Raw genomic sequence first — 20,381 nt, 5'->3', positions numbered from 1 at the left:
TTTCAAATTTTGAGAAAGACAGTTGCTCCTGCAGGTAACCCACCAGCCCGGAAGCAGAGATGGTCCGTGTAGGAGCGGCCTTGTGTCGCGAAAGGGCTGCGCAGCAGCCCTAAAGATCTCGAGGGTTAACCTAGCGCTCAGTGCTCGTCACCTTCCTCGTCATCGCCACCCGCCACATTCATCCCCAGTTCCTTGATCTTGCGGGTCAGGGTGTTGCGGCCCCAGCCCAGCAACAGCGCCGCATCGCGGCGCCGGCCGGCGGTGTGCTTGAGGGCGGTCTCGATCATGATCCGCTCAAAGCTTGGCACCGCGCTGTCCAGCAGGTTGGATTGCCCACGCGCCAGTGCCTGGTCAGCCCACTGGCGCAGCGCCTGCTCCCAGTTGGTCACGGGGGCAGCGTCCTGGGGCAGGTTCAGCAACTCCGGCGGCAAGTCACCAATCAGTACCTCGCGGCTGGAGGCCATGACGGTGATCCAGCGGCAGGTGTTCTCCATCTGCCGCACGTTGCCCGGCCATGGCAGGTTGCGGATGAACTCCTCGGTTTCCGGCTTGAGCACCTTCGGCTCGACCGCCAGCTCTTGAGCGGCACGGGCAAGGAAATGGCGGGCGAGTGCGGGGATGTCTTCGCGCCGGTCAGCCAACCTCGGGATATGGATGCGAATCACGTTCAGGCGGTGGAACAAGTCTTCGCGGAACTTGCCAGCCTGCACCAGTGACTCGAGGTTCTGGTGAGTAGCGGCGATGATACGCACGTCTACCTTGACCGGCACGTGGCCGCCGACCCGGTAGAACTCGCCATCTGCCAGCACCCGCAGCAGGCGAGTCTGGGTTTCGGCGGGCATGTCGCCGATCTCGTCGAGGAACAGGGTGCCGCCATCGGCCTGCTCGAAGCGGCCCCGGCGCAGGTTGGCGGCGCCAGTGAAAGCGCCTTTTTCGTGGCCGAACAGCTCGGACTCCATCAGGTCCTTGGGGATGGCGGCCATGTTCAGGGCAATGAACGGTGCCGCTGCGCGCGGGCTGTGGCGGTGCAGGGCGTGGGCTACCAGTTCTTTGCCGGTACCGGACTCGCCATTGATCAGCACGGTGATGTTGGAGTGGCTGAGGCGGCCAATGGCGCGGAACACCTCCTGCATCGCCGGGGCTTCACCGATGATCTCCGGTGTGCGCGCCAGGCTTTGTGGCACGTCCAGCCCTTGCTGCTCCTGGGCGTGCTGGTTGGCCCGCTTGACCAGCGAAACCGCCTCGTCCACGTCGAACGGCTTGGGCAGGTACTCGAAAGCACCGCCTTGGTACGATGCCACGGCGCTGTCCAGGTCGGAATGGGCGGTCATGATGATGACCGGCAGGCGTGGGTGCTGCTCGCGAATCTGCGCCAGCAGGTCGAGGCCGCTGGCCCCCGGCATGCGGATGTCGGAAATGATCACGTCCGGCTGCTGGCGGGCCAGGCGGCCCATGACACCGTCTGCGCTATCGAAGCTCTGGGTGGTCATGCCTTCCTGTTGCAGGGCTTTTTCCAGGACCCAGCGGATGGAGCGATCATCGTCGACGATCCATACGGTTTCACTTCGGCTCATGAGGCGGTGGCTCCTTGTTCCAGAGGCAGGTAGATCGAGAAGGCGGTATGGCCTGCGTGGCTTTCACACTCGATCAGGCCCTGGTGCTGGCTGATGATGTTCTGGGTAATGGCCAGGCCGAGCCCGGTACCGTCCGGGCGACCGCTGACCATGGGATAGAAGAGGGTGTCTTGCAGTTCCAGCGGGATGCCCGGGCCGTTGTCGATGATCTCCACCCGGGCCACCAGGCGATGGCGCACGTGGCCGATGGTGAACTGGCGCAAGGCGCGGCTGCGCAAGGTGATGCGGCCCAGGCGCAGTTCGTTCTGCGAACTGATCGCCTGCATGGCGTTGCGCACGATATTGAGCACGGCCTGGATCATCTGTTCGCGGTCGATCAGGACATCCGGCAGGCTTGGGTCGTAGTCGCGCACCAATGTGATGCAGCCCTGGCTTTCGGCTTCGACCAGGCTGCAGACCCGCTCCAGTACTTCATGGATGTTGGTCATGGCCAGCGAGGGCAGCTTGTTCGAGCCCAGCATGCGGTCGACCAGGTTGCGCAGGCGGTCGGCCTCTTCGATGATCACATTGGTGTAGTCGCGCAGGCCGTCTTCGGGCAGCTCGCGGGCCAGCAGCTGGGCGGCGCCGCGGATGCCCCCGAGGGGGTTCTTGATTTCGTGAGCCAGGCCCCGCACCAGCATCTTGGTGGTTTCCTGTTTGCTCAGTTGCGCCTCTTCCTTGGTGATGCGCAGCAGCCGGTCGCGCGGGTGCACCTCCAGCAGCAGCAGGGTCTGGCCCTGGTGCAGGATTGGCGTTACCGCGTAGTCGACCGTGATCGTCTGCCCGGTCAGGGACGTCAGTTGTGCTTCGCGTTTGGTAAACGGGTGCGCCTGCTCGACCGCCTGGCGCAACGAGCTGAGCGCCTCGGTCGATTCAGTGAACAGTTCGCTGATGAACTGCCCGTGACTGCGCTGGCCACTGACCGCCAGCAACATTTCTGCAGCTGGGTTCATGTATTCCAGGCGCAGCTCACCGTTGAGCAATAGCGTGGCGGTGGTCAGGTTGTCCAGAAGCAGACGGTGCTGTGCATCGCTGATGGTCATAAGGCGTCGTTGACCTCTTTTGGCGCTTGTCTGGCAGGGTGCAGCCAGAACCCGGGGCGCAGTGAATCCGCTGATTCCAGTTTCAGTGCATAAAATGCAAGAAACAAACCAAAGCTCCGAAAAGAAGCGGAATTGTCCGATGAGCACCCGAAATCGCGCAGATTCGCACCAGAATGTTCTGGTTTAACGTTTCTTGTGACCTTTTTTGGGGTGCATTCAAGGGCGTCGCCCGCAAGAATGCACCAATAAGGAGCATAGAGCTTTCAGGATTTATCGCACAATTGACCGGTGGCGCGAACCAAGGCCTGGTGCAGTGGCTGGGGCGCGGAACGGCCGGCCAGTTCCTTGGCCAGCCGTGTGCTGCAGCCTGCCGCGGGCTCACGGTCGAAGGCTGCCAGCTTTTGCAGGAGTGTGCCCTGCAGGTCATCCAGTTGCGGGCGGATGTCAGTCTGCAAGTCGCGGCGTTGCGTGTGCGGCGCCGCGCCCTCGCGGTGCCAGTCGGACAGCAGGGTGTATTGCAGCAACTTGTTGGCTTCCATCTGGTCGGCGAAAAACGCCTCGGCGCGTTGTGGTGCCAGTCCGTGGCCAGGTGCGGCAGCACGGACATTCGCCAGCACTTGTTGCTCGCGCAGCGTTGCCTGCACGGGCTGGCCAGTGTCCCACTTGTGCAGCGCCACGGCTTCAGCCAGGGCCAGGCGACGTTCGATGTTGTCGAGCAGCGCGGATAACGCCGTATCCGGCGGTGCTTCTGCGGTGCAACCGGTCAGGGCCAATACAGCCACTGCGGCGAAGGGGAAATGACGCATGACAGACCTCCAGAGCATAGGGTGAAGGCCCGAGTGTGGCGGTGTTGCCTGATCCTCGGGGGTAGGACGCTTCCGAAAATAGTGACGGCAGAAACGAAAACGGCCTCCCGAGGGAGGCCGTTTGATCAGCTCACCGGCGCCGGGCGCCGATCAGATCAGCAGCTGTAGTACAGCTCGTATTCCAGCGGGTGCACGAAGGTGCGGACCTTGATTTCTTCTTCGCTCTTGAGCTCGATGAAGGCGTCGATGAAGTCGTCGGAGAACACGCCGCCCTTGGTGAGGAACGCACGGCCTTTATCCAGCTCTTCCAGAGCTTCTTTCAGGCTGCCGCACACTTGCGGGATGTTCTTGGCTTCTTCTGGCGGCAGGTCGTACAGGTTCTTGTCGGCCGCGTCGCCTGGGTGGATCTTGTTCTGGATACCGTCCAGGCCAGCCATCAGCAGTGCTGCGAAGGCCAGGTACGGGTTGGCCGATGGGTCCGGGAAGCGGGCTTCGATACGGCGGGCTTTAGGGCTGCCAACGTAAGGAATACGGATCGAAGCGGAACGGTTGCGCGCCGAGTAGGCCAGCATCACCGGGGCTTCGAAACCTGGAACCAGACGCTTGTACGAGTTGGTCGACGGGTTGGTGAAGCCGTTCAGGGCCTTACCGTGCTTGATGATACCGCCGATGAAATACAGGGCGGTGTCGGACAGGCCGGCATAGCCTTCGCCGGAGAAGGTGTTCTTGCCGTCTTTCCAGATCGACATGTGCACGTGCATGCCCGAACCGTTGTCGCCGTACAGTGGCTTCGGCATGAAGGTAGCGGTACGGCCGTAGGCGTCGGCAACGTTGTGCACAACGTACTTCAGCGCCTGGACTTCGTCAGCCTTCTTCACCAGGGTGTTGAACTTGACACCGATTTCGTTCTGGCCGGCAGTTGCCACTTCGTGGTGGTGAACTTCGACGGTCTGGCCCATTTCTTCCAGTGCGTTGCACATGGCAGTACGGATTTCGTGGTCGTGGTCGAACGGCGGAACCGGGAAGTAGCCGCCTTTCACGCCTGGGCGGTGGCCTTTGTTGCCGCCTTCCACGTCAGCGCCGGTCATCCACGAGCCTTGCTCGGAGAAGATCTTGAACATCGAGCCGGAGATGTCCGACTGGAACTTGACTTCGTCGAAGATGAAGAACTCTGGCTCCGGGCCGGCGAAGACAGTGTCACCGATGCCGGTGCTCTTCAGGTACTCTTCGGCACGCTTGGCGATGGCACGTGGGTCGCGGTCGTAGCCCTGCATGCTCGACGGGTCGACGATGTCGCAGGTGATGATCAGGGTTGGTTCTTCGGTGAACGGGTCCAGAACGGCGGTTTCGTCAACCGGCATCAGGATCATGTCGGAAGCTTCGATGCCTTTCCAGCCAGCGATGGAGGAACCGTCGAACATCTTGCCGACTTCGAAGAAGTCTTCGTCCAGCGCATCGCGCGCCGGCATGGTCACGTGGTGCTGAGTACCTTTGGTGTCCGTGAAACGCAGATCAATCCACTTGACGTCATGATCTTTGATGAGTTGAACCGACTTCGACATGTTGTCCTCCGGATGGTCTAGAGCGCGGTGGGCCGCTGCCCTGGAAAAAGGGTGTTGCCGGGCGCGGATAGTCGGCCAAGCTTACCTGCCTCACAAGGGAGCAAATTGCATGCCAGTGCCCGAAAATGGCGAGGGCGGGATAAAAGGGGGCGTTTGCAGGCATTTTGCGGGGGGCTGGGCTTGGAATGTGCACTTTTTAGATGCGTATTTTGGTATTGGTGCACCGGTATGGTGCACGACCTGGAGGGTGTGCTTTCTTTGAGGGCTTCATCGCCTGTGAGATCGAGCGCCGCCCGCGCGGCGCATCGCGAGCTACGCTCGCTCCTACGTTTGTTTCGGGCCAATTATTCCTGTGGGATTTGTGCGCGAACGCCTTGGCGCATGCCTCATTATCGCGCGGTACAAACAAGGCGGTCGCGCGCACCTGGCACAGGGGTTACTGGCCCGAAACAAACGTAGGAGCGAGCGTAGCTCGCGATGCGCCGCGCGGGCGGCGCTCGGTCTCACGGGCACCAAAAAATCCTGCGCTGACATTTATCTCAAAGCTTCTGATCAAAAGTTGGTCAAATCCTGAGCAATTTCCGATATAATTCGCGCCCCTCATTTTCGGCAGGCCCTGCGCGCGCTGTTAACCAATGAAACTCATCGTCAAAGTCTTCCCAGAAATCACCATCAAGAGCCGGCCGGTGCGCAAGCGCTTCATCCGCCAGCTCGGCAAGAATATCCGCAACGTGCTCAAGGACCTCGACCCTGAGCTTGCGGTGGATGGTGTGTGGGACAACCTCGAAGTGGTTACCCGCGTCGAAGACGAGAAAGTCCAGCGCGAGATGATCGAGCGCCTCACCTGCACCCCGGGTATTACCCATTTCCTGCAGGTAGAGGAATACCCGCTGGGTGATTTCGACGATATCGTCGCCAAGTGCAAGCACCATTTTGGCCACCTGCTGGCCGGCAAGCACTTCGCCGTGCGCTGCAAGCGCGGTGGTCACCATGACTTCACCTCGATGGACGTCGACCGTTACGTCGGCAGCCAGCTGCGCCAGCAATGCGGCGCTGCCGGCATCGCGCTGAAGAACCCCGAGGTGATGGTGCGCATCGAAATCCGCAACCAGCGCCTGTACGTGATCCACAACCAGCACAATGGCATTGGCGGTTACCCGCTCGGTGCGCTGGAGCAGACCCTGGTGCTGATGTCCGGTGGCTTCGACTCCACCGTGGCGGCCTACCAGATGATGCGCCGTGGCCTGATGACCCATTTCTGCTTCTTCAACCTTGGCGGCCGTGCCCACGAGCTGGGCGTGATGGAAGTGGCCCATTACCTGTGGAAGAAGTACGGCAGCAGCCAGCGCGTGCTGTTCATCAGCGTGCCGTTCGAGGAAGTGGTTGGCGAAATCCTCAACAAGGTCGACAACAGCTACATGGGCGTGACCCTCAAGCGCATGATGCTGCGCGGCGCCGCGCATATGGCCGACCGCCTGCAGATCGACGCATTGGTGACCGGCGAGGCGATTTCCCAGGTATCGAGCCAGACCTTGCCGAACCTGTCGATCATCGACTCGGCCACCGACAAGCTGGTGCTGCGCCCGCTGCTGGCCACGCACAAGCAGGACATCATCGACCAGGCCACCGAAATCGGCACCGCCGACTTCGCCAAGCACATGCCGGAATACTGTGGCGTGATCTCGGTGAACCCGACCACCCATGCCAAGCGCCACCGCATGGAGCACGAAGAAAAGCAGTTCGACATGGCCGTGCTGGAGCGCGCCCTGGAGCGCGCCAAGTTCATTTCCATCGACCACGTGATCGATGAATTGGGCAAGGACATCGAAATCGAGGAAGTGGCCGAGGCGCTGCCAGGCCAGATCGTCATCGACATTCGTCACCCCGACGCCCAGGAAGATCAGCCTCTGGTACTGGAAGGTATCGAGGTGCAGGCCATGCCGTTCTATGCCATCAACAGCAAGTTCAAGCACCTGGACCCCACGCGCCAGTACTTGCTGTATTGCGACAAGGGTGTGATGAGCCGTTTGCACGCACACCACCTGCTCAGTGAGGGACATGCCAATGTGCGTGTTTATCGTCCGACATAAGACGCCGGGGCTGTATGGCGGCAGTATCCGCCATCGCCCTCCCGACCGCCGGGCCCGCTGAGCCTTAAACAGTACATATTCGCCGCCTACCCTGGGCGGCAACCGAATCCTCTGATCGAGATACACTTGTGATCGAAAATCTGCGTAACATCGCCATCATCGCCCACGTTGACCATGGTAAAACCACCCTGGTCGACAAACTCCTGCGTCAGTCCGGCACCCTGGAGCGTAACGAGCTCAACGACGAGCGCGTCATGGACTCCAACGACCAGGAAAAAGAGCGCGGTATTACCATTCTGGCGAAGAACACCGCCATCAACTGGAACGGCTACCACATCAACATCGTCGACACCCCCGGCCACGCCGACTTCGGTGGCGAGGTCGAGCGTGTAATGTCGATGGTCGACTCGGTGCTGCTGCTGGTCGACGCCCAGGACGGCCCGATGCCGCAAACCCGCTTCGTGACCAAGAAGGCCTTCGAAGCCGGCCTGAAGCCCATCGTCGTGATCAACAAGGTCGACCGCCCGGGCGCGCGTCCGGACTGGGTTCTGGACCAGATCTTCGACCTGTTCGACAACCTCGGTGCCACCGATGAGCAGCTGGACTTCAAAGTCGTCTACGCCTCGGCCCTGAACGGCATCGCCGGTCTGGACCACACCGCCATGGGCGAAGACATGACTGCGCTGTACCAGTCGATCGTCGACAACGTACCAGCACCGTCTGTTGACCGTGACGGCCCGTTCCAGATGCAGATCTCCGCACTGGACTACAACAGCTTCCTCGGTGTTATCGGCGTTGGTCGTATCGCCCGTGGTCGCGTCAAGCCGAACACCCCGGTTGTCGCCATCGACACCAACGGCAAGAAGCGTAACGGCCGTATCCTGAAACTGATGGGCCACCACGGCCTGCACCGCGTCGACGTCGAAGAAGCCCAGGCTGGCGACATCGTCTGCATCAGCGGTTTCGACGAGCTGTTCATCTCCGACACCCTGTGCGCCCCAGACGCGGTAGAGGCGATGAAGCCGCTGACCGTTGACGAGCCAACCGTTTCCATGACCTTCCAGGTCAACGACTCGCCATTCTGCGGTAAAGAAGGCAAGTTCGTGACCAGCCGCAACATCAAGGACCGTCTGGACAAGGAGCTGCTGTACAACGTGGCCCTGCGCGTTCAGGAAACCGATTCCCCTGACAAGTTCAAGGTATCGGGCCGTGGCGAGCTGCACCTGTCGGTACTGATCGAAACCATGCGTCGTGAAGGCTTCGAGATGGCTGTTGGCCGCCCTGAAGTGATCATCCGCGAAGTCGACGGCGTGAAGCAGGAACCGTTCGAGAACGTCACCATCGACATCCCTGAAGAATCCCAGGGCAAGGTCATGGAAGAGATGGGCCTGCGTAAGGGTGACCTGACCAACATGGTGCCGGATGGCAAGGGCCGTGTTCGCCTGGAATACAACATTCCAGCCCGTGGTCTGATCGGCTTCCGTAACCAGTTCCTGACCCTGACCAACGGTGCAGGCATCCTGACCTCGATCTTCGACCGCTACGACACCATGAAGTCGGGCCAGATGTCTGGCCGCCTGAACGGTGTTCTGGTGTCGGTCGAAACCGGCAAGGCACTGACCTACTCGCTGGAAACCCTGCAGGCTCGCGGCAAGCTGTTCGTTGAACACGGCCAGGAGATCTACAACGGTCAGATCATCGGCCTGAACAGCCGTGACAACGACCTGGGCGTGAACCCGACCAAGGGCAAGAAGCTGGACAACATGCGTGCTTCGGGCAAAGACGAAGTTATCGCCCTGGTACCGCCAGTTCGCCACACCCTGGAACAGGCCCTGGAATTCATCCAGGACGACGAGCTGTGCGAAGTCACGCCTAAGTCGATCCGTCTGCGCAAGAAGATCCTGGACGAAGGCGAGCGTACCCGCGCTGCCAAGAAAGCCAAGAACTGAGTTAGCTCAGGCTGAATAAAAGCGCCCCCGGTCGAAAGGCCGGGGGCGTTTTTTTATGCTTGCAGAATTTGCGTTGGCCCTTTTCGCGGGCAAGCCCGCGAAGAGGCCCTTGACGGCTAACGCTTAGCGCCCGACCACCTTGGGCTTGTACGCACAATACCCCGGCCGGGGGCCAACCTTGGGGTGGTTGCGGCAGGTGTCCGGGCGCTTGTCATAAATGGTGCACAGGCGGCTTTTGCGATCCAGATACATGCAGTCGTCGTTGCTCATCCGGGTCAGGGTGAAGATGCCTGACTTCTGGTTGAAGCGCTCGATGATGCCTTCTTTCTGCAAACGCTTGGCCACGTTCTTCGGCGGTTCGTCTTTCTCGAATTCATCGACTACGCCGATGCGGATCAGATCCTTGATCTTCACCTCTACCGGCAGGGTGCAGCAGGTCGAATGGCAGCCATGGCACATGTTGCTGGTGTAGCGCTGCCAGGTCTCCAGGCGGTCGACTTCGGCTGCGGCGATCAGGGTCGTTTTCATCTTTATCAGGGGCGGATCACGGTCTTGGGGCGCGCGATGATACCGGAATTGTTCAATTTATGAACAACCTTTTGCCGGAATCACCAAGTCGGCATGAAAACTGCGAACCGTAACTGTCTCTCCCTGTCGAAGGGTCTAGTCTGAACACTCTCCCTCCGCTTTCGTCAACTTGCCCGAGGATGCCCCATGTCCCAGGAACCTGAAGCTCGTGACGCCGAAGTCGCGGATTTTCGCGCTGCCGTACTGAACAAGCTGACCTATGCGGTTGGCAAGGACCCGGAGCACGCCTTCGACCATGACTGGTTCGAAGCCATCGCCCTGGCCGCGCGCGATCACATGGTCGACCACTGGATGGACCACACCCGCCAGGCCTACCGGCGTAGCCAGAAACGGGTCTACTACCTTTCCCTGGAGTTTCTGATTGGCCGCCTGCTCTACGACAGCCTGAGCAACCTGGGCTTGCTGGACATCGCCCGAGAGGCCCTGCAAGACCTGGACGTGGACCTGGAGCGCATCCGCCTGCTGGAGCCCGATGCCGCACTGGGCAACGGTGGCCTGGGGCGTCTAGCCGCCTGCTTCATGGAAAGCATGTCGACCCTGGGCATTGCCGCCCATGGCTACGGTATCCGCTACGAGCATGGCTTGTTCCGCCAGGCACTGGTCGATGGTTGGCAGCAGGAGCAGACCGAGAACTGGCTGGACTTCGGCAACCCGTGGGAGTTCGAGCGTGCCGAAGTGATCTACCCGATCAGCTTTGGCGGTAGCGTCGAAACGGTGCACGACAACCATGGCAACCAACGCCAGGTGTGGTCACCTGGCGAGACCGTGCGTGCGGTAGCGTACGACACGCCGGTGGTCGGCTGGCGGGGTTCGAGCGTCAACACCCTGCGCCTGTGGCGGGCACGGGCGCTGGAAGAGCTGCACCTGGAGCGCTTCAACGCCGGTGACCACCTGGGCGCAGTGGCCGAGGTGGCACGTGCCGAAAGCATTTCGCGGGTGCTGTACCCGGCGGACAGTACCGAGGCCGGGCAGGAACTGCGCCTGCGCCAGGAGTATTTCTTCGTATCGGCATCACTGCAGGACTTGCTGCGCCGCCACCTGAACCAGCATGACTCGCTGCTCAACCTGCCCGATGCGGCCGCCATCCAGCTCAACGACACGCACCCGTCCATTGCCGTGGCGGAGCTGATGCGCTTGCTGGTGGACCAGCACGAAATCCCATGGGACAAGGCCTGGGAGCTGACCGTCGGCACCTTGGCCTACACCAACCACACCCTGTTGCCCGAAGCGCTGGAAACCTGGCCGGTGGCGTTGATGGAGCGCATGCTGCCGCGGCACATGCAGATCATCTACCTGATCAACGCGTACCATATCGACAGCCTGCGTGCCAAAGGCCTGCACGACTTCGACGTGCTGCGGGCGGTGTCGCTGATCGAGGAAGACAACGGCCGCCGAGTTCGCATGGGCAACCTGGCATTCCTCGGCTCGCACAGCGTCAACGGCGTTTCGGCGTTGCACAGCCAGCTGATGAAGAGCACGGTGTTCGCCGAGCTGCACAAGTTGTATCCGCAGCGTATCAACAACAAGACCAACGGCATTACCTTCCGCCGCTGGTTGTACCAGTCCAACCCGCAACTCACCGACATGCTGGTGGAGGCGCTGGGGCCGGAGCTCAAGGACGACCCGGAGGGGCGCCTGGCCGGTTTGGTGCCGTTCGCCGACAAGGCGGGTTTCCGCAAGCAGTTCGCGGCTCAGCGCCTGCACAGCAAGCGTGCCCTGGCCAGCATCATCCAGGACCGCGTTGGCGTCACGGTCAACCCCGAAGCGCTGTTCGACGTGCAGGTCAAGCGTATTCACGAGTACAAGCGCCAGTTGCTCAACCTGCTGCATACCGTGGCCCTGTACCAGGCCATGCGCAACGACCCTGGCACCAATTGGGTGCCGCGGGTGAAGATTTTCGCCGGCAAGGCGGCGGCCAGCTACCACCAGGCCAAGCTGATCATCAAGCTGACCAACGACATCGCCCGGGTGGTGAACAACGACCCGACCGTGCGTGGCCAGTTGAAGGTGGTGTTCCTGCCCAACTACAACGTCAGCCTGGCCGAGAGCATCATTCCGGCTGCGGACCTCTCCGAGCAGATTTCCACGGCCGGTTACGAAGCCTCGGGTACCAGCAACATGAAGTTCGGCCTGAACGGCGCACTGACCATCGGTACCCTGGATGGGGCCAACGTGGAAATGTGCGAGCAGGTTGGTGCCGACAACATGTTCATATTCGGCCTGACCGCCCAGCAGGTCGAGGCGCGCAAGCGGGCGGGTGATTTTGGCGCCACGGCGGCGATTGCTGCGTCCAACCGCCTCAACGACGTACTGCAGGCGATTCGCAGCGGTGTGTTCTCGCCGGACGACCCTTCGCGCTACACCGGCTTGATCGATGGGCTGGTGGCCTATGACCGCTTCCTGGTATGTGCCGATTTCGATGCCTACTGGGATGCCCAGCAGCGCGTCGAGGACTTGTGGCACACGCCGGAGCAATGGTGGCGCATGGCGGTGCTGAACACGGCGCGGATGGGCTGGTTCTCGTCGGACCGGACCATTCGCGAATATGCTACGCAGATCTGGAAAGCGCTGGATTGAAGGTGCCTGCACCGCCTTCTTCACGGGCTCGCTCGTGAAGAAGGCGGGCGCCGACCACCGGCCTGGCACACGCTGAACTACCGACCTATTGTGCCGTCAGAGTGCCGTGGCGAGTCTCATCACTCGCTAGCCTGCAACTCTCCCTGTAAACTGCGGGGGTTTTTCATCTCCCCCATCCTTTCGGAGCCATACATGTCCCGCGTTACCCTGAGTCGCTATCTGATTGAGCAGACCCGCAGCAACAATACCCCTGCCGATCTGCGCTTCCTGATCGAAGTGGTGGCGCGTGCGTGCAAGGAAATCAGCCATCACGTGTCCAAGGGCGCCCTCGGCGGTGTGCTGGGCAGCATGGGCACGGAAAACGTGCAGGGCGAAGTCCAGAAGAAACTGGACGTGATTTCCAACGATATCCTGCTGGAGGCCAACGAGTGGGGCGGCCACCTTGCCGGCATGGCCTCGGAAGAAATGGACAACGCCTACCAGATTCCGGGCAAGTACCCCAAAGGCGCCTACCTGCTGGTCTTCGACCCGCTGGACGGTTCGTCGAACATCGACGTCAACGTGTCGGTCGGCACCATCTTCTCGGTACTGCGTTGCCCTAACGAGTACCTGAGCCAGAACGAAACCCTGAACGAAAACGCCTTCCTGCAGCCAGGCACCCAGCAGGTGGCTGCCGGCTACGCCATCTACGGCCCGCAGACCATGCTCATCCTCACCCTGGGCAACGGCGTGAAGGGCTTCACCCTGGACCGCGAGCTGGGCAGCTTCGTGCTTACCCACGAGAACATCCGCGTGCCGGAAACCACCGCCGAGTTCGCCATCAACATGTCCAACCAGCGCCACTGGGAAGCCCCGGTGCAGCGCTACGTCGGCGAGTTGCTGGCAGGCGAGACCGGCCCGCTGAAAAAGAACTACAACATGCGCTGGATCGCCTCGATGGTGGCCGACGTGCACCGCATCCTGACCCGTGGCGGCCTGTTCATGTACCCACGTGACGCCCGCGAGCCAAGCAAGCCGGGCAAGCTGCGCCTGATGTACGAAGCCAACCCGATGTCGTTCATCATCGAACAGGCCGGTGGCGCTTCTACCAATGGTTACGATCGCATCCTCGACATCAAGCCAGAAAGCCTGCACCAGCGTGTGTCGGTCATTCTTGGCTCGAAAGAAGAGGTCGAGCGCGTTACCGCCTACCACAAGGAGTAAGTCATGCTCGCACCTTGGCAGCCGTTGCTGGAATGGTGGTTCGGTTGGGGCACCAGTGCCCAGGCCGTGGCTGACGAGAAGAGCACGCTGTGGTTCGGCAAGCACCACGATGCCGAGGCCCATGCGCAGTTCGGTGAACTGGTGGAGCACGCCCTGGCCGGCGGGCTCGACGAGTGGCAGCAAAGCCCGCAGGGCTGGTTGGGCCTGCTGCTGCTGCTCGACCAGCTGCCACGCATGATCTACCGCGACACGCCGCGCGCCTTCGAGGGTGACCGGCGTGCCCAGGTGGTGGCCATGCAGGGCCTGCAGAAGGGCTGGGACTACCAGCTGCTGCCGATCCAGCGGGTATTCGTGCTGGTGGTGCTGGAGCACGCCGAGGTGCTGGACTGGCAAAACCTGTGCGTCGAGCGCTTTCAGGTGCTGCTGGGCGAACAGCCCGAGGCCAGCCGCCGGTTGTTCGAAGGCTTCCTCGACTACGCCGAGCAGCACCAGCGGGTGATCGCCCGGTTTGGTCGCTTCCCGCACCGCAACCTGGTGCTGGATCGCCCGAGCACCAGCGAAGAGATGGACTTCCTGCTGGAGCCTGGGTCCAGGTTCTGAGATGGCACGGCCCTGCTGCGCAGGCCATCGCCACATAAGGCCGCCCCTACAAGGGGCGGCTTTTTTATTGGCCGTTGACTAATGCTTTGTGATTAATCGCACAGTAGTGGCCATCCGACCAATGGTGTAGGGGTACGGGGGGCAGGGCAGGGAACAAAGGAGGGATTTTCACGTCGAAGGTCACTGCAGGCCACTCGCCTGTCTCATTTTCCCAGGAGTGTCCTTCAATGTCGTTGCGTTCCCTCGCCCTGTTGTCGCTGTGCGTCGTGCTGACTGCCTGCAGCAAGATCAACCAGGAAAACTATTCCAAGATCAAGGCCGGTATGAGCAAGGCCGAGGTCGAGCAGCTGCTCGGCACGCCGACCGAATGTTCCGGCGCGTTGGGCATGAGCAGCTGCACCTGGGGGGACGAGAAGAGCTTCATCAGCGTGCAGTATGCGGCTGACAAAGTGTTGATGTACTCAGGGCAGGGCCTCAAATGAGGCGTGTGTACCTGCTGATGGCGGTATGCCTGGCGGTGCTGCTGGGCGGTTGCGCAGGCTCTGTGCATGACCCGCTGGCGCCGAAAACCGCCGGCAACGTAGACCTCAAGCGTTACCAGGGCAAATGGTACGAGCTGGCACGCCTGCCCATGCGCTTCCAGGAGGGCTGCGAACAGTCCGAGGCCCATTACAACCTCAAGCCCGATGGCAGCTACGGGGTACTCAACCGTTGCCGCACCATGGGTGACGAATGGTTGCGCGCTGAGGGGCATGCCAATATCCAGGAGCCGGGCCATACCGATAAATTGTGGGTCGAGTTCGATAACTGGTTCACCAAGCTGGTGCCGGGCGTGGCGCGGGGTGAATACTGGATTCTGTACGTTGACGAACACTACCGCACCGCCATCGTTGGCAGCCCGGACCGCAAGTACCTGTGGATCCTGTCACGCACGCCGACCCTGCCGGCCTGGCAGCGCGAGAGCCTGCTGGCCAAGGCCCGTCAGCAGGGCTATGACACCAGCCGCTTGATCTGGCGCGCTTCCGACCAGCAGATCGTCAAGATGCATTGATGGCAGCATTGCCGGCCTTATCGCCGGCAAGCCATCTCTCATAGAACACTACATAACTTACTGATTTAGTAGGGTCCTTGTGGGAGCGGGCGTGTCGAGGCGTCGAACCGCCGCGAACACCGGCGTAGCCGGTGCCAGCCACCGCGGTGTATTGTTCGCGGCGGTTCGACGCCTCGACACGCCCGCTCCCACAGGTACTACACAGTTCTCAAGCTTGGTGATGGCCCTGCATTACCCCAGCAACTGCCGCAGTACCTCGGCAAATGCCACCCGGCTTTGTTCCTCCTGTGCATGCCGCCCCTGGCGCACTACCCACTGCCCATTCACCATCACATCGCGCACCTGGCGATCGCCGCCGGCAAACAGCCAGCGGTTGAGGATGGCATCATCCTCGGCAATCGCCAGGTAAGGGTCCTGCCCGTCGAGCACCAGCCAGTCGGCACGTTTGCCCACGGCCAGCGCGCCGATTGGCTGCCCCAGCGCCTGGGCGCCGCCCGCCAGCGCGGCGTCATACAGGGTGCGCCCGACCATTGGCTGATCACCCCGATACAGGCGGTTGCGGCGCTGGTCACGCAGCCGCTGGCCATATTCCAGCCAGCGTAATTCCTCGACCACGCTCAGCGATACATGGCTGTCTGAACCAATGCCCATGCGCCCGCCCTGGGCCAGGAACTCCACGGCCGGGAAAATCCCGTCGCCCAGGTTGGCTTCAGTGGTCAGGCACAGGCCTGCCACCGCGCCGCTGCGGGCCATGGCTGCGACCTCGTCGGGAGCTGCGTGGGTGGCGTGTACCAGGCACCAGCGCCGGTCGACGTCGACATGCTCATACAGCCACTGCAGGGGCCGCAGGCCGCTCCAAGCCAGGCAGTCGTCGACTTCCTTCTGCTGCTCGGCGATATGGATATGCACCGGTGCTTGCGTGTCACTGGCCGCCAGCACTTCGGCGAGCTGCACCGGCGCCACCGCCCGTAGCGAGTGGAAGCACAGGCCCAGGCGCTGCGCGGGCTGTGTGGCCAGCGCGGGGGCCAGCTGCGCCTGCAGTTGCAGGTATTGGTCGGTGGTATTGATGAAGCGCCGCTGGCCGTGGTTCGGCGCCAGGCCACCGAACCCGGCATGGCTGTACAGCACCGGCAACAAGGTCAGGCCGATACCACTGTCAGCGGCGGCCGCACTGATGCGGCGGGATAACTCGGCGGGGTCGGCGTAGGGCTTGCCGGCCTGGTCATGGTGCACATAGTGAAACTCGGCGACCGCGGTGTAGCCGGCCTTGAGCATCTCGATGTACAGCTGCCGGGCAATGACCTGCAGTTGTTCTGGGCTGATCTGGCCGACCAGCCGGTACATCAGGTCGCGCCAGGTCCAGAAGCTGTCGTTGGGGTTGCCAGCAACCTCGGCCAGCCCCGCCATGGCGCGCTGAAAGGCATGCGAGTGCAGGTTGGGCATGCCGGGGACCAAGGGCCCGGCGAGCCGTTCGGCACCCTCGGGCGCAGCCCCTGGCTCGATACTGGCCACGTAGCCATCGCCGGCGACCTCGATGCGGACATGGCGGGCCCAGCCGCTGGGCAGCAGGGCACGTTCGGCGAAGTAGGCGGGCATGGTGCGAATCCTGTTATTGTTAGCTTGTATATACATATACAGGCGTTTGCCTGCCGGGTAAACTGCGGCAAGCTACAGCCCATTAAATTCGCACAAGGATCCAACGCCGTGCCGACACCTCCTGTCTCCGCGCTGGTTGCCCAGATGGGCGAGGGCCCGGCGCCGCTGTATGCGCGGGTCAAACAGATGATCGTCCAGCAGATCGACAACGGCAGCTGGCCGCCGCATCACCGGGTCCCCTCGGAGAGCGAGCTGGTCAACGAGCTCGGCTTCAGCCGCATGACCATCAACCGCGCCCTGCGTGAACTCACGGCCGAAGGCCTGCTGGTGCGCATGCAAGGGGTGGGCACTTTCGTGGCTGAGCCCAAAGGTCGGTCGGCGCTGTTCGAGGTGAACAACATCGCCGACGAAATTGCCGCCCGTGGCCACAAGCATACGTGTCAGGTCATCACCCTCACCGAGGAAGCGGCCGGCTCGGAGCGCGCCTTGGCCCTGGACATGCGCGAGGGCCAGCGGGTGTTTCATTCGCTGATCGTGCATTTCGAGAACGGCGTGCCGGTGCAGATCGAGGACCGTTACGTCAATGCGGCGATCGCCCCCGACTACCTCAAGCAGGATTTCACCCGGCAGACGCCCTACGCCTACCTGTCCCAGGTGGCGCCGTTGACCGAAGGCGAGCACGTGGTCGAGGCGATCCTCGCCGAGCCGGAGGAATGCCGGCTGTTGCAGATCGAACGGGGCGAGCCTTGCCTGCTGATTCGGCGCCGCACCTGGTCGGGCCGCCAGCCGGTGACTGCCGCGCGGCTGATCCACCCCGGATCCCGTCATCGCCTGGAGGGGCGTTTCAGCAAATGAGCCAGTTGCAGGTGTTGCGCGCGCAGGATTACCCGCGCATGCCATGGAAGAACGGTGGCGGTTTCACTGAAGAAATCACCCGCGACAGCGGCGAAGGCCTGGACGGCTTCGGCTGGCGCCTGTCGATCGCCGATATCGAGGACTCGGGCGGCTTTTCCACGTTTGCCGGTTACCAGCGGATCATCACTGTGCTGCAGGGCGACGGCATGCGCCTGGTGGTGGACGGCCAGGCCAGCCGGCCATTGCTGGCCTGCGATGCATTTGCCTTCAGTGGCGAGAGCCAGGTCAGTTGCAGGTTGCTGGGCGGTGCGATTCGGGATTTCAACCTGATCTATGCGCCGCAGCGTTACCGGGCGCGGTTGCAGTGGCTGGACGGTACCCAGCGAATGTACACCTCGGCGTCGACGGTGTTGCTGTTTGCGGCCTGTAATCAGGTCGAGGTGGCCTTGGCTGGGCGTGAGGCGCAACGGCTGGGGTTGTATGACTGCCTGCGGCTGGAGGGCAACGAAGCGTTGCTGGAGCTGGATGTGCAGGGGCGGTGCTGCCTGATCGAACTCATTCCAACTTGAGATAGCCGGGGCTGCGTTGCAGCCCAATCGCCGGCAAGCCAGCTCCCACGGGGATCGCATCAGGGCTGACAGGTGTTTGCCACAAGGTATGCAGCGCCTGTTAGAGCGAGCGCCGCCCGCGCGGCGCATCGCGAGCTGCGCTCGCTCCTACGTTTGTTTCGGGCCAATTATTCCTGTGGGATTTGCGCGCGAACGCCTTGGCGCATGCCTCAATATCGCGCCGTACAAACAAGGCGGCCGCGCGCGCCTGTCACAGGCGTTACTGGCCCGAAACAAACGTAGGAGCGAGCGCAGCTCGCGATGCGCCGCGCGGGCGGCGCTCGATCCCACAGGCACTGAAGATGCAGCGGCTACCCTTGCCAGAAACCATAGAATCTCCCACAGGTATGCCACAAGTCTCGAAGGCTAGGTTCACCTGCGGGAGCTGGCTTGCCGGCGATTGGGTCGCGCAGCGGCCCCTCTGTTGCCCGATCCATTCAACGGACCGTTCCGATTATTTTGGTTGTCCATGCTTGTACATACAAGTAAAGGTGTGTTTGTATATTGTTCACGACATACCCGCCCGCGCTCGACCGCAGAGGACCCTTCCCGTGACCGACAACAATAAATACCGTGACGTTGAAATCCGTGCCCCACGTGGCAACAAGCTCACCGCCAAAAGCTGGCTGACCGAAGCGCCACTGCGCATGCTGATGAACAACCTCGACCCGCAGGTCGCGGAGAACCCGAAGGAGCTGGTGGTTTATGGGGGCATCGGCCGCGCCGCGCGCAACTGGGCATGCTACGACAAGATCGTCGAAACCCTGACCCGCCTGGAAGACGACGAAACCCTGCTGGTGCAGTCGGGCAAGCCGGTCGGGGTGTTCAAGACCCACAGCAACGCCCCACGTGTATTGATCGCCAACTCCAACCTGGTGCCGCACTGGGCCAGCTGGGAGCACTTCAACGAGCTGGATGCCAAAGGCCTGGCCATGTATGGCCAGATGACCGCCGGCAGCTGGATCTACATCGGTAGCCAGGGCATCGTCCAGGGCACCTATGAAACCTTCGTCGAAGCCGGTCGCCAGCACTATGGCGGCAACCTGAAGGGCAAGTGGGTACTCACCGCCGGCCTGGGCGGCATGGGCGGTGCCCAGCCACTGGCGGCGACCCTGGCCGGGGCTTGCTCGCTGAACATCGAATGCCAGCAGAGCCGCATCGACTTCCGCCTGCAAACCCGCTACGTCGACGAGCAGGCCACCGACCTCGAAGACGCCCTGGCACGCATCGCCAGGTACACCGCCGAAGGCCAGGCAATCTCCATCGCCCTGCACGGCAACGCCGCTGAAATCCTGCCCGAACTGGTCAAGCGCGGCGTGCGCCCGGACATGGTCACCGACCAGACCAGCGCCCACGACCCACTCAACGGTTACCTGCCCGTCGGCTGGACCTGGGAACAGTACCGCGACCGCGCGCAGACCGAACCTGCGGCAGTGGTCAAGGCCGCCAAGCAGTCGATGGCCGTGCACGTGCAGGCCATGCTCGACTTCCAGAAGCAGGGCGTCCCGACGTTCGACTACGGCAACAACATCCGCCAGATGGCCAAGGAAGAAGGCGTAGCGAACGCCTTCGACTTCCCAGGTTTCGTACCCGCTTACATCCGCCCGTTGTTCTGCCGCGGCGTTGGCCCGTTCCGCTGGGCGGCGCTGTCCGGTGAGGCCGACGACATCTACAAGACCGACGCCAAGGTCAAGGAGCTGATCCCCGACGACGCCCACCTGCACCGCTGGCTGGACATGGCCCGCGAGCGCATCAGCTTCCAGGGCTTGCCGGCGCGTATCTGCTGGGTTGGTCTGGGCCTGCGTGCCAAGCTGGGCCTGGCGTTCAACGAAATGGTCCGCAGCGGCGAGCTGTCGGCGCCGGTAGTGATTGGCCGCGACCACCTGGACTCCGGGTCGGTGGCCAGCCCCAACCGCGAAACCGAAGCCATGCGCGACGGCTCGGACGCTGTCTCCGACTGGCCGCTGCTCAACGCCTTGCTCAATACCGCGGGCGGCGCCACCTGGGTCTCGCTGCACCACGGTGGCGGCGTGGGCATGGGCTTCTCGCAGCACTCGGGCATGGTCATCGTCTGCGACGGTACCGATGAAGCCGCCGAGCGTATCGCCCGCGTGCTGACCAACGACCCGGGGACCGGTGTCATGCGCCACGCCGATGCCGGCTACGACATCGCCATCGACTGCGCCAGGGAGCAGGGCCTGGACCTGCCGATGATCACGGGCTGACCCCCGGCTTTGGCT

The 20,381-nt window shown here is 62.3% G+C and carries 16 protein-coding genes; 10 read left to right on the top strand and 6 right to left on the bottom strand.

The features are described from left to right. Positions 1–137: 137 nt before the first annotated feature. The 4 genes from ntrC to glnA form a co-directional block, all read right to left on the bottom strand. Positions 138–1,574, bottom strand: coding sequence for a nitrogen regulation protein NR(I) (gene ntrC, locus FPB55_RS24000; RefSeq protein WP_009685003.1), 1,437 nt, complete (start codon positions 1,572–1,574; stop codon positions 138–140). Continuing rightward, complete coding sequence (gene glnL / locus FPB55_RS23995; RefSeq protein WP_009685004.1) at positions 1,571–2,656, bottom strand: nitrogen regulation protein NR(II); 1,086 nt, start codon at positions 2,654–2,656, stop codon at positions 1,571–1,573. The genes ntrC and glnL overlap by 4 nt, the downstream gene beginning before the upstream one ends. Positions 2,657–2,919: 263 nt before the next feature. Beyond that, positions 2,920–3,462, bottom strand: coding sequence for a chorismate mutase (locus FPB55_RS23990; protein ID WP_029887412.1), 543 nt, complete (start codon positions 3,460–3,462; stop codon positions 2,920–2,922). 155 nt (positions 3,463–3,617) lie between these two features. Beyond that, a complete protein-coding gene (gene glnA, locus FPB55_RS23985) occupies positions 3,618–5,024 on the bottom strand; it encodes a type I glutamate--ammonia ligase (RefSeq protein WP_009685006.1) in 1,407 nt (468 codons plus the stop codon). A 635-nt stretch (positions 5,025–5,659) separates the two neighbouring features. On the opposite strand from glnA, the gene thiI reads away from it, so the two are divergent. Together thiI and typA are read left to right on the top strand one after the other, a co-directional pair. Then, a complete protein-coding gene (gene thiI / locus FPB55_RS23980) occupies positions 5,660–7,114 on the top strand; it encodes a tRNA uracil 4-sulfurtransferase ThiI (protein WP_009681219.1) in 1,455 nt (484 codons plus the stop codon). A 128-nt stretch (positions 7,115–7,242) separates the two neighbouring features. Beyond that, positions 7,243–9,063 carry a translational GTPase TypA gene (gene typA / locus FPB55_RS23975; RefSeq protein ID WP_009681218.1) on the top strand — a complete coding sequence of 607 codons (1,821 nt, stop codon included), beginning with the start codon at positions 7,243–7,245 and terminating at the stop codon, positions 9,061–9,063. 123 nt (positions 9,064–9,186) lie between these two features. On the opposite strand, the gene FPB55_RS23970 is transcribed toward typA, so the two are convergent. After that, positions 9,187–9,591, bottom strand: coding sequence for a YkgJ family cysteine cluster protein (locus tag FPB55_RS23970; RefSeq protein ID WP_003249225.1), 405 nt, complete (start codon positions 9,589–9,591; stop codon positions 9,187–9,189). Positions 9,592–9,777: 186 nt separating this feature from the next. On the opposite strand from FPB55_RS23970, the gene FPB55_RS23965 reads away from it, so the two are divergent. The 5 genes from FPB55_RS23965 (at position 9,778) to FPB55_RS23945 (ending at position 15,082) form a co-directional block, all read left to right on the top strand. Next, positions 9,778–12,228, top strand: coding sequence for a glycogen/starch/alpha-glucan phosphorylase (locus tag FPB55_RS23965; RefSeq protein ID WP_009681217.1), 2,451 nt, complete (start codon positions 9,778–9,780; stop codon positions 12,226–12,228). 192 nt (positions 12,229–12,420) lie between these two features. Then, complete coding sequence (locus tag FPB55_RS23960) at positions 12,421–13,431, top strand: class 1 fructose-bisphosphatase (RefSeq protein WP_009681216.1); 1,011 nt, start codon at positions 12,421–12,423, stop codon at positions 13,429–13,431. 3 nt (positions 13,432–13,434) lie between these two features. Continuing rightward, positions 13,435–14,031 (top strand): DUF924 family protein, encoded by a 597-nt coding sequence (locus tag FPB55_RS23955; RefSeq protein WP_009681215.1) that lies wholly within the window; start codon positions 13,435–13,437, stop codon positions 14,029–14,031. Between the two features lie 227 nt (positions 14,032–14,258). After that, on the top strand, positions 14,259–14,513 hold the full coding sequence (bamE, locus tag FPB55_RS23950) for an outer membrane protein assembly factor BamE (protein ID WP_009681214.1): 255 nt from the start codon (positions 14,259–14,261) through the stop codon (positions 14,511–14,513). After that, entirely contained in the window at positions 14,510–15,082 is a 573-nt protein-coding gene (locus FPB55_RS23945; RefSeq protein ID WP_033690008.1) for a lipocalin family protein, read from the top strand. Before bamE ends, FPB55_RS23945 begins: the two co-directional genes overlap by 4 nt. Positions 15,083–15,313: 231 nt before the next feature. Here the strand turns inward: FPB55_RS23945 and FPB55_RS23940 are convergent, their stop codons facing one another. Beyond that, complete coding sequence (locus FPB55_RS23940; RefSeq protein WP_144189460.1) at positions 15,314–16,678, bottom strand: formimidoylglutamate deiminase; 1,365 nt, start codon at positions 16,676–16,678, stop codon at positions 15,314–15,316. Positions 16,679–16,822: 144 nt separating this feature from the next. Between FPB55_RS23940 and hutC the strand changes: the two genes are divergently transcribed. The 3 genes from hutC to hutU all read left to right on the top strand — a co-directional run bounded on the left by hutC (position 16,823) and on the right by hutU (position 20,366). Next, positions 16,823–17,533 (top strand): histidine utilization repressor, encoded by a 711-nt coding sequence (hutC, locus tag FPB55_RS23935; RefSeq protein WP_154211989.1) that lies wholly within the window; start codon positions 16,823–16,825, stop codon positions 17,531–17,533. Then, positions 17,530–18,102: a HutD family protein gene (locus tag FPB55_RS23930; protein ID WP_009683255.1), complete on the top strand. Its 573-nt coding sequence runs from the start codon at positions 17,530–17,532 to the stop codon at positions 18,100–18,102. Before hutC ends, FPB55_RS23930 begins: the two co-directional genes overlap by 4 nt. Positions 18,103–18,692: 590 nt before the next feature. After that, positions 18,693–20,366 carry a urocanate hydratase gene (hutU, locus tag FPB55_RS23925; RefSeq protein ID WP_144189459.1) on the top strand — a complete coding sequence of 558 codons (1,674 nt, stop codon included), beginning with the start codon at positions 18,693–18,695 and terminating at the stop codon, positions 20,364–20,366. The last annotated feature ends 15 nt before the right edge of the window (positions 20,367–20,381 follow it).

This window comes from Pseudomonas sp. BJP69, from assembly GCF_007633355.1.
Taxonomy (GTDB): Bacteria; Pseudomonadota; Gammaproteobacteria; order Pseudomonadales; family Pseudomonadaceae; genus Aquipseudomonas; species Aquipseudomonas juntendi.
This window is presented reverse-complemented; position numbering and strand designations above follow the sequence as displayed.